Annotated in this window: 12 protein-coding genes; 6 read left to right on the top strand and 6 right to left on the bottom strand. The window is 70.1% G+C overall.

Annotated elements, in window-relative coordinates:
- Positions 1-78 precede the first annotated feature (78 nt).
- The 4 genes from ACMATS_RS13065 (at position 79) to ACMATS_RS13050 (ending at position 4,740) form a co-directional block, all read left to right on the top strand.
- The gene (locus tag ACMATS_RS13065) at positions 79-1,350 is read left to right on the top strand and encodes an extracellular solute-binding protein (RefSeq protein WP_391152601.1); all 1,272 of its coding nucleotides are present in this window, start codon (positions 79-81) and stop codon (positions 1,348-1,350) included.
- 99 nt (positions 1,351-1,449) lie between these two features.
- The gene (locus tag ACMATS_RS13060; protein WP_390776482.1) at positions 1,450-2,427 is read left to right on the top strand and encodes a carbohydrate ABC transporter permease; all 978 of its coding nucleotides are present in this window, start codon (positions 1,450-1,452) and stop codon (positions 2,425-2,427) included.
- Positions 2,424-3,254 carry a carbohydrate ABC transporter permease gene (locus tag ACMATS_RS13055; protein WP_390776483.1) on the top strand — a complete coding sequence of 277 codons (831 nt, stop codon included), beginning with the start codon at positions 2,424-2,426 and terminating at the stop codon, positions 3,252-3,254. The genes ACMATS_RS13060 and ACMATS_RS13055 overlap by 4 nt, the downstream gene beginning before the upstream one ends.
- A 10-nt stretch (positions 3,255-3,264) precedes the next feature.
- Positions 3,265-4,740, top strand: a complete 1,476-nt coding sequence (locus ACMATS_RS13050; protein ID WP_390776484.1) for a glycoside hydrolase family 3 protein — start codon at positions 3,265-3,267, stop codon at positions 4,738-4,740.
- A 258-nt stretch (positions 4,741-4,998) separates the two neighbouring features.
- Here the strand turns inward: ACMATS_RS13050 and nagB are convergent, their stop codons facing one another.
- Positions 4,999-5,784, bottom strand: a complete 786-nt coding sequence (nagB, locus tag ACMATS_RS13045) for a glucosamine-6-phosphate deaminase (protein WP_414167980.1) — start codon at positions 5,782-5,784, stop codon at positions 4,999-5,001.
- A gap of 286 nt (positions 5,785-6,070) precedes the next feature.
- On the opposite strand from nagB, the gene ACMATS_RS13040 reads away from it, so the two are divergent.
- Positions 6,071-7,540 (top strand): sensor histidine kinase, encoded by a 1,470-nt coding sequence (locus ACMATS_RS13040; protein ID WP_336414229.1) that lies wholly within the window; start codon positions 6,071-6,073, stop codon positions 7,538-7,540.
- Between the two features lie 158 nt (positions 7,541-7,698).
- Here ACMATS_RS13040 and ACMATS_RS13035 read toward each other — a convergent pair whose 3' ends face one another.
- Both ACMATS_RS13035 and ACMATS_RS13030 read right to left on the bottom strand, forming a co-directional pair.
- On the bottom strand, positions 7,699-7,956 hold the full coding sequence (locus ACMATS_RS13035) for a WhiB family transcriptional regulator (protein ID WP_004937597.1): 258 nt from the start codon (positions 7,954-7,956) through the stop codon (positions 7,699-7,701).
- A gap of 322 nt (positions 7,957-8,278) precedes the next feature.
- Positions 8,279-9,247 (bottom strand): diacylglycerol/lipid kinase family protein, encoded by a 969-nt coding sequence (locus tag ACMATS_RS13030; RefSeq protein ID WP_336414086.1) that lies wholly within the window; start codon positions 9,245-9,247, stop codon positions 8,279-8,281.
- Positions 9,248-9,329: 82 nt separating this feature from the next.
- Between ACMATS_RS13030 and ACMATS_RS13025 the strand changes: the two genes are divergently transcribed.
- Positions 9,330-9,794, top strand: a complete 465-nt coding sequence (locus ACMATS_RS13025) for a hypothetical protein (RefSeq protein ID WP_414167979.1) — start codon at positions 9,330-9,332, stop codon at positions 9,792-9,794.
- A gap of 174 nt (positions 9,795-9,968) precedes the next feature.
- On the opposite strand, the gene ACMATS_RS13020 is transcribed toward ACMATS_RS13025, so the two are convergent.
- The 3 genes from ACMATS_RS13020 to ACMATS_RS13010 form a co-directional block, all read right to left on the bottom strand.
- Complete coding sequence (locus tag ACMATS_RS13020) at positions 9,969-10,841, bottom strand: RNA polymerase sigma factor SigF (RefSeq protein ID WP_390776798.1); 873 nt, start codon at positions 10,839-10,841, stop codon at positions 9,969-9,971.
- Positions 10,842-10,881: 40 nt separating this feature from the next.
- Positions 10,882-11,298 carry an anti-sigma regulatory factor gene (locus ACMATS_RS13015; RefSeq protein ID WP_126915983.1) on the bottom strand — a complete coding sequence of 139 codons (417 nt, stop codon included), beginning with the start codon at positions 11,296-11,298 and terminating at the stop codon, positions 10,882-10,884.
- A gap of 210 nt (positions 11,299-11,508) precedes the next feature.
- Complete coding sequence (locus ACMATS_RS13010; RefSeq protein WP_391151519.1) at positions 11,509-12,054, bottom strand: GNAT family N-acetyltransferase; 546 nt, start codon at positions 12,052-12,054, stop codon at positions 11,509-11,511.
- Between the last annotated feature and the right edge of the window lie 67 nt (positions 12,055-12,121).

The following is a 12,121-nucleotide window of genomic DNA, read 5'->3' as shown; positions in this document are numbered from 1 at the left end:
ACCCCAAAAGGTCTAGGCCAAGCTGCGGGCACTGGTCTAAACCATTAAAGACCACATTCGGTCCCTGAGGAGAGTGCCGTGAGGCGAGGGCTCATAGCGGCGACGGGTGTCGCGGCAATGTTGGTGAGTGTTGCTGCCTGTGGGTCCAGCGACAGTGACAAGGATTCGGGTGGAAACGGTTCCCAGGCCAAGAGCCTGACCGTGTGGTTCATGGATGGCTCGAATCCGCCGGGCTGGACCAAGTCCGTACAGGCCGAATTCGAACAGAAGACGGGCGCCAAGCTGGACATACAGGTCCAGAAGTGGAACGGCATCCAGCAGAAGCTCACCACCGCCCTGTCCGAGTCCGCCCCGCCGGACGTCGTCGAAGTGGGCAACACCCAGACCTCCTTCTACGCCCAGACGGGCGGCATCGCGGACCTCGGCGACCTGAAGAAGGAGATCGGCGCCGACTGGACGGACTCCCTCAACAAACCGTCCGTCTTCGAGGGCAAGCAGTACGCCGCGCCCTGGTACGCCGCCAGCCGCGTCGTCATCTACAACAAGAAGATCTGGGCCGACGCCGGCATCACGGACACGCCGAAGACCCGCGCCGAATTCTTCAAGGACCTCGACGCCATTCAGAAGAAGGGCGACGCCGAGCCGCTCTATCTGCCCGGCCAGAACTGGTACTTCTTCGACGGCCTGACCATCGGCACCGGCGCGGACCTGGTGAAGAAGGACGGCAGCAAGTACGTCTCCAACCTCGGCGACCCCAAGGTCGCCAAGGCCATGGACATCTACAAGCAGTACCAGGCCTTCAGCAAGGCGCCCAAGGACAAGGACGAGGCCAACCCGCAGCAGGCCGACGTCTTCGCCAAGGGGAAGACCGGCGCCTTCATCGGCATGGGCTGGGAGGCGGCCACCGCCATCAAGGCCAACCCGGAGATCGAGAAGGAGATCGGCTACTTCACCATTCCCGGTGAGACGGCCGACAAGCCCGAGGGCGTCTTCCTCGGCGGCTCCAACCTCGCCGTCGCCGAGGGCAGCAAGAAGAAGGAACTCGCCAAGGAATTCCTGAAGATCGCGCTGTCCGACAAGAACGAGGCCGCGCTGTCCAAGGAGGTCGGCTCGATCCCCAACAAGGACTCCCTGCTCTCCAGCGTGAAGGGCAACCTGGCCGCCGAGGCCGCGGCGCCCGCCGCCAAGGGCGGCGGCACCACTCCGCTGATTCCCGAATGGGCCGCGGTGGAGAACGCGCCGAACCCGGTCAAGGCCTATATGACGGCCGTCCTCGAAGGAAAGTCCGCGGACGAGGCCGCCAAGCAGGTCGAGGGCGACATGAACAAGCGCCTCAGCCAGAAGCAGTGATCCGGCAGAAGCAGTGATCCGGCGGGGTTGCGCGGCACCGTCCGCCGCGCAACCCCCGCACCACGCACCACAGTTCTACAGGGGAGAAGGCGGACGACGATGTCAGCTCAGACCGACGAGGCGGCGGCCGGGACCGCCCCCCGGAACAGCAAAGGCGGCGCCCCGCCGCCCGGCACATCGCCCCGGAGAACCGCAACGGCCGTTCCCTACCTGCTGATTCTCCCCGCAGCCGCCGTCATCGTCCTGCTGCTCGGCTGGACCCTGGTGAAGAACGGCATCCTGTCGTTCCAGAACCTCAACCCGCGCCAGCTGATCCGGCACGTCACGGAGTGGAACGGCGGCGAGAACTACACCAAGACGCTGGGCAGTTCCGAGTTCTGGCACGTCACCGGCCGGTCCGTCGCCTTCACCGCGGCCAACGTCGCCCTCATCATGCTGCTCGGCTGCCTCGTCGGGCTGCTGCTCGCCCGCCTCGGCAAGAGGATGCGGCTGCTGCTCTCGCTCGGCCTCGTCCTCGCCTGGGCCATGCCGGTCGTCGCCGCCACCACCGTCTTCCAGTGGCTCTTCGACCAGCGCTTCGGCGTCGTCAACTACGTGCTGGACCAGCTCGGCTGGCACTCCATGCACGGCTACAACTGGACGAGCGGGCAGCTCTCCACCTTCTTCGTGATCACCGTCCTGATCGTCTGGCAGTCCATCCCCTTCGTGGCGATCAACCTCTACGCGGCGACGACCACGATCCCCAAGGAGCTCTACGAGGCCGCCTCGCTGGACGGCGCGGGCACCTGGACGACGTTCACCTCGGTGACCTTCCCCTTCCTCAAGCCCTTCTTCCTCGCGACGACCTTCCTCGAAGTCATCTGGGTCTTCAAGGCGTTCACCCAGGTCTTCGCGATCAACGAGGGCGGCCCCGACCGGCTCACCGAGACCCTGCCGGTCTACGCCTTCGTCGAGGGCATGGGCAACCAGCACTTCGGCATGGGCGCCGCGATCTCCATCCTCACCATCGTCATCCTGCTCGCCCTGACCGCGTACTACCTGCGCATCGTGCTCAAGCAAGAGGAGGACGAACTGTGAGGCGCTCACTGCTCGGCCGCGTGTGGCCCGGGGCGACGGCGGCCGTCCTCTTCGTCGTCTTCGCGTTCCCCGTCTACTGGATGTTCGCCACGGCCTTCAAGGCCAACCAGGACATCGTCAGCGACACCCCCGTCTGGTTCCCGAAGGCCCCCACGCTCGACCACTTCACCAAGGCCGTGCACGCCGACGGCTTCTGGACGTTCGTCGGCAACTCCTTCACCGTCACCCTGATCGCCGTCGGGCTCTCGCTCGTCATCGCGCTGCTGGCGTCCTTCGCCGTCGCGCGCATGCGCTTCAAGGGGCGCAAGAGCTTCATCCTGGTGATGATGATGGCCCAGATGGCCCCCTGGGAGGTCATGGTCATCGCCTACTACATGATCGTGCGCGACGCGGAGATGCTGAACAGCCTGGTGCCGCTCACCGCCATCTACACGGTCATGGTGCTGCCCTTCACCGTCCTGACGCTGCGCGGCTATGTCGCCGCCGTGCCCAAGGAGCTGGAGGAGTCCGCCATGGTGGACGGCTGCACGCGCACGCAGGCGTTCGTGCGGGTGATCTTCCCGCTGCTGGCCCCCGGCCTGATGGCCACCTCGCTCTTCGGCTTCATCACCGTCTGGAACGAGTTCCCCATGGTCCTGATCCTCAACAAGGACCCCGGCTCCCAGACCCTGCCGCTCTGGCTCACCGGCTTCCGCAGCACCTTCGGCGACGACTGGGGCGCCACCATGGCCGCCTCCTCGCTCTTCGCCGTCCCCATCCTCGTCCTGTTCGTCATCCTCCAGCGCAAGGCGGTCGGAGGCCTCACCTCCGGCGCAGTGAAGGGTTAGCACTGCATCCATGGACACGCTCACGCGCGACGCCCTCACCGTCCTCCAGCCCGGCTTCACGGGCACCACCGCCCCCGGCTGGCTGCTGCGCCGGCTCGGCGAAGGCCTCGCCTCCGTCGGACTGTTCGGGCGCAACATCACCTCACCGGAACAACTCGCGAAGCTCACCGCACAGTTGCGGGCCGAGTGCGAGGACGTCCTCGTCGCCATCGACGAGGAGGGCGGCGACGTCACCCGCCTGGAGGTCCGCACCGGCTCCTCCTTCCCCGGCAACCTCGCCCTCGGCGCCGTCGACGACACCGGGCTCACCCGGGCCGTCGCCCGCGAACTCGGCCGCCGGCTCGCCGCCTGCGGCGTCAACCTCAACTGGGCGCCCTCCGCGGACGTCAACTCCGACCCCGACAACCCGGTCATCGGCGTACGGTCCTTCGGCGCCGACCCGCAGCTGGTCGCCCGGCACACCGCGGCCTACGTCGAGGGCCTGCAGTCCGCCGGGGTCGCCGCGTGCACCAAGCACTTCCCCGGACACGGCGACACCGCCGTCGACTCCCACCACGACATGCCCCGCATCGACGCGGACCTCGGCACGCTCCACGCCCGCGAACTCGTCCCGTTCCGGGCCGCCGTGGCCGCCGGCACCAAGGCGGTCATGAGCGCGCACATCCTGCTGCCCGCCCTCGACCCGCGCCTGCCGGCCACGCTCAGCCCGGCCGCACTGCACGGCCTGCTGCGGGCGCCCGTCGCCGACGGGGGGCTCGGCTTCGACGGCCTTGTCGTCACCGACGGCATGGAGATGCGGGCCGTTGCCGGCACGTACGGCATCGAGCGGGGCAGCGTGATGGCCATCGCCGCCGGCGCCGACGCGATCTGCGTCGGGGGCGGGCTGGCCGACGAGGACACCGTGCTGCGGCTGCGCGACGCGCTCGTCGACGCGGTGCGGGGCGGGGAGCTGGCGGAGGAACGGCTCGCCGATGCGGCGGCACGGGTGCGGGCGCTGGCAGCACCGGCACCGCTCGGGGAGGCCGTCGCCCCCGCACCGGAAGTGGGCCTCGAAGCCGCCCGCCGGGCGCTGCGGATCACGGCTGCGCCGGGGTGGAAGCCGCTCGACAGTGCCGCGTACGTCGCGGCGTTCGCGCCGGTGGCGAACATCGCGGTGGGCGACGAGACGCCGTGGGGCGTGGGTGCCGAACTGGCCCGGCTGCTGCCGGGTACGACGACGGACACGTACGGCCCCGGGGCGGCCGCGGCCGCGGTTCTGGCGGCTGCCGGGAACCGCCGCGTGGTGGCCGTCGTCCGGGACGCGCACCGCCACCCGTGGATGGCGGCTGCGCTGCGCGCCCTGCTGACGGCCCGCCCGGACACGGCGGTGGTCGAAATGGGCCTCAACCAGGCGCCTCCGGCGGGGGCTGTGCATGTGGCCACCCATGGCGCGGCCCGCGTGTGCGGGACGGCTGCCGCGGAGGCGTTGGTGCGGGGCGCGGCCTGACGGCCCCGTAAGGGGCGCGGGGCTCCGTTTGATATGCGGCTCCGCCGCGTGGGCGCGACCAGGCGCCCCGAAGGGGCGCGGGGAACTGCGCGACCAGCCCCCACCGGCCCGCAGTCGGCGCACCACCCCAGGGGTCCGGGGCGAAGCCCCGGGGGCATCGACTGCGGGCGCGTCGTGGCTGAGCGCGCAGTTCCCCGCGCCCCTTACGGGGCGCCGTGGCTGATCGCGAGTAACAGCCCCGCACCCCTGGCAGGGGCGCTAAAGCCCCTGCCAGGTCGGCTTGTTGGTGTACGTGTGGCGGAAGTAGTCCGCCAGCTTCAGCTTGGACGCCGCGGCCTCGTCCACGACGACCGTCGCGTGCGGGTGCAGCTGCAGCGCCGACGCCGGGACCACGGCCGCGACCGGGCCCTCGACGGTCTGGGCGACGGCGTCCGCCTTGCCCTCGCCCGTGGCGAGCAGGACCAGGTGGCGGGCCTCCAGGATGGTGCCGATGCCCTGGGTGATGACGTGGTGCGGCACCTGGTCGATGTCGCCGTCGAAGAAGCGCGCGTTGTCGATGCGCGTCTGCTCCGTCAGCGTCTTGATGCGGGTGCGCGAAGCGAGCGAGGAGCACGGCTCGTTGAAGCCGATGTGGCCGTCGGTGCCGATGCCGAGCAGCTGCAGGTCCACGCCGCCCGCCCCGGACAGCGCGCGGTCGTACGCCTCGCAGGCGGCCTGGACGTCCTCGGCGGTGCCGTCGGGGCCCATGAACGAGGCCTCGGTCAGGCCGAGCGGCTCGACGACCTGGCGCAGCACGGTGGAGCGGTAGGACTCGGGGTGGTCGGCCGGCAGCCCGACGTATTCGTCGAGCTGGCAGATGCGGGCGCGCGAGGCGTCCACGGCACCGGCACGGACCTTGGCCGCCAGCGCCTCGTAGATCGGCAGCGGCGTCGAGCCGGTGGCCACGCCGAGCAGGGCGTCGGGCTTGCGGCGCAGCAGGGCGGCCATGGCCTCGGCGATGATCTCGCCGCCTGCCTGGGCGTCCGGGACGATGACAACTTCCACGCTGGGCCTGCCGATCTGAAGAGGGTGGTATAGACCAATTCTCAATGTAGCAGAACGGACATGAGCCGCCTGGTGGCCGCGGCGCCCGGCCGGGACCCTCGACCCGGCCGGCGCCGCAGCCTGTCGCTCCGCCCCCTGTGCGGGAGGGGCGGGCTTTACCTTTTCATTGTGGACTAGACCATTCGACGGTGTCCATGACCGGCGGACGACTTCTCCGCGAACTTCCGGCGGTCTGCGCCCGGCCTGCGCACGGCGGACGCCCGGGTAGGCTCGAGCCGTGCCGTCCATGAACGATCTCGTACGCCAGCACACCGCGCTCGACGACTCGGACCTCGAGTGGCTCCACCTGCTGGTCTCGGAGTGGCAGCTGCTCTCCGACCTGTCCTTCGCGGATCTCGTCCTGTGGATTCCCACCCTGGACGGCACCCGCTACGTGTCCGTGGCCCAGATGCGGCCCAACACCGGACCGACCTCCTACCAGAACGACATGGTCGGCCACCTGGTGCCGCGCGGCCGCCGGCCGATGCTGGACGCCGCCCTCGACGAGGGCCGCATCGTCCGCGAGGGCGACCCGGAGTGGCGCGAGGAGGTGCCGGTCCGGGTGGAGTCCATCCCGGTCCGCCGCGAGGGGCGGGTCCTCGGCGTGATCGCCCGGAACACCAACCTGCTGACCGTGCGCACCCCCAGTCGGCTGGAGCTCACCTACCTCCAGAGCGCCTCCGACCTCGCCCAGATGATCGCGAACGGCACCTTCCCCTTCCCGGGGCAGCAGGTCGACATGGATGCCTCGCCGCGCGCCGGCGACGGGCTGATCAGGCTCGACGCCGAGGGCATCGTCCAGTACGCCAGCCCCAACGCGCTGTCCGCCTATCATCACCTCGGCCTGGCCGCCGACCTCGTCGGGCATCATCTGGGCGAGACCACCGCTCAGTTGGCACCCTCGCGCACCCCGGTCGACGAGGGCCTGGCCAAGCTCGCCAGCGGCTGGGCGCCGCGCGAGTTCGAGGTCGAGGCCAACGACGGGGTGATCCACCTGCGGGCCATCCCCCTCAAGCCCAAGGGCACGCACATCGGTTCGCTCGTGCTGCTGCGCGACATCACCGAACTGCGTCGGCGCGAGCGCGAGTTGATCACCAAGGACGCCACCATCCGGGAGATCCACCACCGGGTGAAGAACAACCTCCAGACCGTGGCGGCGCTGTTGCGGCTGCAGGCCCGCCGGATCTCCTCGGCGGAGGGCCGCGAGGCGCTGGAGGAGGCCGTCCGCCGTGTCGGTTCGATTGCGATCGTGCACGAGACGCTGTCGCAGAACCTTGACGAGCGCGTGGAGTTCGACGAGATCGCGGACCGGGTCCTGGCCATGGTCGCGGAGATCTCCCCGGGCCGCGTCCGCACCCGGCGCACCGGCCGTTTCGGTGTGCTCGACGCCGAGGTCGCCACTCCGCTGTCGATGGTGCTGACCGAACTGCTGCAGAACGCCCTGGAACACGGCTTCGGTCCGGGCGAGTCGGGAACCGTCGAGGTCACCGCGGTGCGCGGCGGCACCCGCAGCGACTCCCGGCTGCTGATCTCGGTGCAGGACGACGGGCGCGGGCTGCCCGAGGGCTTCGACCCGCAGCAGGCCGGCAACCTGGGCCTGCAGATCGTACGCACCCTGGTCGAGGGGGAGTTGGGCGGAACGTTCGACATGCTGCCCGCTTCCGGGCAGGGAACGCGCGTCACCCTCGACATCCCGGTGCGGGCCGAGAAGCCCTGATCCTGCGATCCTGCGCACAGCACTGAGCCCCGGACCTGAAGTTCAGGTCCGGGGCTCAAAGCTTCACTGTGCTGGTGCACTCCCGGATGCCAGGGGAGCTCCGGGGGTACTGCGCGCTGCGGCTCGGGGGCCGAGGGCCGTCGTGAGACGGCAGGGGGTCAGGCGGTCGCGTTGCGCGCCCGGTTGCGGGCAGCGCGGCGCTTCATCGCGCGACGCTCGTCCTCGCTGAGGCCACCCCAGACGCCGGAGTCCTGGCCGGACTCGAGCGCCCACTGCAGGCACTGCTCCATGACGGGGCAGCGGCGGCAGACGGCCTTGGCTTCCTCGATCTGCAGCAGCGCAGGACCGGTGTTGCCGATGGGGAAGAACAGCTCGGGGTCTTCCTCGCGGCAAACGGCGTTGTGACGCCAGTCCATGGCTGCTCCATCTCCTCGTGTTACGGCTACGTGGCTTGTGAATGTGAACGCTTTCACGAATCCCCCCGCAAGGGAAGGGCCGACTGCCAGTCACAAGACTGGTGTGGTCCAGGAGGTAAAGGAGGGGGTTCGGGCTCTCAGAGGAAGCCTTGATGGAGGGCTGTCCCGATCGCCATGAAGAGACTCGCAAACCTCGGCGACGGATACAACCCCTTCCGGAAAGTTTTTTTTGATTCCTCGGTGTCGGCTAGGTCACAGCCGTACTTCCAGGGGGTGCAGCCCAGTCTAAACGTTCGAGTGGAAGGACTTTAGGTCCTGGCACTCACACAATCACACGCAGTGCACGGCGAACGCCTGTGAACGTCACGCTGGTGCGCAGTCCGAGGTGGTCGCCGTCCATCTGGAACGGGAGGGGAACCTGCGAATGCAAGGTGAACGAGTCCTGGTCATGCAGTGACACAGCGTGTTTGCCGCGCGGCCCGCGCTCGGGGGTGGACGTGAGCAGCTGGGTGCCGTGGCGGCCGGCCGTCAGCGTGCTCAGCTTGGTGAATCCGAGCACGTCAAGGGCGGTGTCGAAGGACGCGTCCGGCAGCGCGTAGACCGGGCGGTTGCCCAGATAGGTCCACGGGGCCGTGTTGCAGATTATCGACATGACGAGATTGCGGAGTGGCTCCTCGCCCGGCCGTTCGAGGGTGATCGTGCCGTGCCGCCGGTGGTGTTCGCCGAAGAACTGACGGGCCACCTGTCGCACGTACAGGGAGTGGGTCGAACGCTTGCCGCGCTCGCGCTGCTGCTCCACCCGGCCCACGACCCCCGCGTCGAAGCCGAAGCCCGCGCAGAAGGTGAACCAGCGCTCCGGGACCCCCTCGTCCTCGGTGCCCGGAGTGCCCGCCGCCAGGCCGAGGCCGACCGTGCGCTCACGGCCCTCGCGCAGTGCGTCCAGCAGGGCGCCCGTCGCCTCCACGACGTCGTTGGGCAGGCCCAGGGCGCGGGCGAAGACATTGGTGGACCCGCCGGGCACCACCGCCAGCCGGGGCAGCTGCTCGGGGGCGGGGCCCGCGTGCAGCAGGCCGTTGACCACCTCGTTGACCGTGCCGTCGCCGCCGAGCGCGACCACCAGCTCCGTGTTCCCGCTCTCGACCGCGGCCCGCGCGAGGTCGCGGGCGTGCCCGCGGTACTCGGTGGTGGCGACCTCCAGCTTGAGATCGCTGGCCAGGGCGTGCGCCAGGACATCACGGGTACGGGCACTGGTGGTGGTGGCCGAAGGGTTGACCACGAGAAGCGCACGCATGCGCGCCAGCCTACCTACCTGCCGGTACATGAACGGTCCCAGGTCGGCCTTTTACGAGCAGGCCTACAGCTACCCTGCTGGGGTGAGCAGCAAGCAGTCCGCCCCGAAATCCGCCCGTACGACCCAGGCGGGGAACACGCCTGCGGCCCCCGCCGGGCCCCGGCCGCGCCGGCTGACGGCGGCCGCCGTACTGTCCGGCGCCGAGGGTGCCGTGCTCGTCGCCGGCGGGGTCTACCTGCTGGTCATGGGCCTGCTGGGACGGCCGGACAGCCCCCGCCAGGCGGAGATGGGCGGGCTGACCGTGCTCGCCCTCGCCGCGCTGCCGCTGATCGCGGCGCGCGGGCTGTGGCTGCGGCGGCGCTGGAGCCGGGGGCCGTCGCTGGCGACGCAGATCATGGCGCTGCCGGTCGCCTGGACGCTTGCCAGCGCGGGCGGGGCGTTGATCGCGGCCGGGGTCGCGGTTGCGGTTGTCGCCGTGACGACGTTGGTGTTGCTGGTCAACCCGACCGCCACCGAAGCATTGGGCATCGGGCCTCGGGACGCTTAGGGCGTGTCCGGCGCGCCCCGTAAGGGGCGCGGGGAACTGCGCGACCAGCCACGATGCACCCGCAGATGACCTGCTGCCCGGGGCGGTGCGTCGGCTGCGGGCCGGTGGGGGTTGCTCGCGCAGTTCCCCGCGCCCCTTACGGGGCGCGGCCGACGGGGGCGCGACGGGCGCTGGTCATTCCTCGATCAGCAAGCGATCCCTCAGCTGGGCCAGGGTGCGGGCCAGCAGGCGGGAGACGTGCATCTGGGAGATGCCGACCTCCTGGGCGATCTGGGACTGGGTCATGTTGCCGAAGAAGCGCAGCAGCAGGATCTTCTTCTCCCGCGGCGGCAGGTCCTCCAGCAGCGGCTTGAGGGACTCCCGGTACTCGACGCCCTCCAGCGCCTCGTCCTCCGCGCCGAGGGTGTCCGCCACGGCCGGGGACTCGTCGTCCGTGTCCGGCACGTCCAGCGAGAGCGTGCTGTAGGCGTTGGCGGACTCCAGGCCCTCCAGCACCTCCTCCTCGGAGATGCTCAGGTGCTGGGCCAGCTCGTGCACCGTGGGCGCGCGGCCGTGCCGCTGGGAGAGCTCGGCGGTGGCCGTGGTCAGGGCCAGCCGCAGCTCCTGGAGCCGGCGCGGTACGCGTACCGCCCAGCCCTTGTCGCGGAAGTGCCGCTTGATCTCGCCGACGACCGTGGGCGTCGCGTACGTGGAGAACTCCACCCCGCGCTCCGGGTCGAACCGGTCCACGGACTTGATCAGACCGATCGTGGCGACCTGGGTGAGGTCGTCCAGCGGCTCGCCGCGATTGCGGAACCGCCGGGCCAGGTGCTCCACCAGGGGCAGGTGCATCCGCACCAGGTGATTGCGCAGCTCGGCCCGCTCCGGCGAGCCCTCGGGCAGCGCGCGCAGCTCGACGAACAGGGCCCGGGCACCGCTGCGATCGTGTGGATCGCCGTGCTGCTGCTGGTGCTGGACATGATCCATGTGGTCCGCCCGCTCTGACGGGTCGCCCGCCTGGACCGGCAGCGGCCGGGCAGGCTGCTGCGGGATGGCCGGGGTACGCACTCCCCGCGGTGACGCAGTACTCACGGAGCCCCCTCTTCCGTCACGGCTGCCCGGGGCCGGCGCCGCGCTTCTTGTGCAGGCTGATGCTGACCGTGCGGTCCTCCGCGACGGTGGAGTCGACCTCGCCGGCCAGGGCGGAGAGCACCGTCCAGGCGAAGGTGTCGCGCTCGGGCGCGCGGCCGTCGGTGGTGGGTGCCGAGACGGTCACCCGGAGCGCGTCCCCGACGAGGCGGAAGACGCAGCTGAGGACGGAGCCCGGAACGGCCTGCTGGAGCAGGATCGCGCAGGCCTCGTCGACGGCGATGCGCAAGTCCTCGATCTCGTCGAGGGTGAAGTCCAGACGGGCCGCGAGGCCGGCTGTCGCCGTCCGCAGCACCGACAGGTAGGCACCCGCAGCGGGCAGCCGGACTTCCACGAAGTCCTGGGTCGTCCCAGGCTCGCCTGCGATGGGGGACACCCTCACCTCCAAGGTGGCACAAGCTTCTTGAGCTGTAACGGGGCCCGGTCCCGAGCGGCCCCCGGCCGGTGGAGGACGGGGGAGAAACGGGCCGGTGCGGCACATGGTCCGGCTGAGACGCTATCGCGATCTGCGGTTCCGCGCCGCAGCCCCGCGACTGTCACTCATGGTAAGCCCACGAGTACGCACAGTGGCTAGGGCCGTGCGGTCTCAAATCGAAAGAGAAATCGCCCTGTTGGGATTTTCGTCACTCTGCGCGAGTGCCGCAAGAGTCCGGAGCGGCTCTCCCGACATCCGGTGCACCGTCCACTCGCTCATGGGCTCGGCGCCGAGGGACTTGTAGAAGGCGATCGAGGGCTCGTTCCAGTCCAGCACTGACCATTCGAAACGCTCGTAGCCGCGGTCCGTGCAGATCTTCGCGAGAGCCGCGAGGAGCGCCCTGCCGTGGCCCGCGCGGCGCGCGTGCGGCCGGACGTAGAGATCCTCGAGGTAGACACCGTGTGTGCCCGTCCAGGTGGAGAAGTTGCGGAACCAGAGGGCGAAGCCGACCGTTTCGCGCTCCGCGCGGCCGTCCTCGGGCGTCGATTCGTCACTCTCCGCTATCAGGGCGAAGGCCGCCGGATGGTCCCCGAAGAGCGCCTCGTGCAGCTGCTCCTCGGTCGCCTTCGCGGCCTCCAGCGCCCGTTCGTACGCGGCGAGTTCGCGGATCATCGCGTGGACGGCGGGCACGTCGCCGGGCGTCGCGGGTCGGATCATGTGTGCATGCTAGCGGGCCACGCCGACAGGGCCCCGGAAACCGGCGCCCCCGCCGGGGGCACGCGCG

This window comes from Streptoverticillium reticulum (assembly GCF_047456005.1).
GTDB lineage: Bacteria > Actinomycetota > Actinomycetes > Streptomycetales > Streptomycetaceae > Streptomyces > Streptomyces reticulum.
This window is presented reverse-complemented; position numbering and strand designations above follow the sequence as displayed.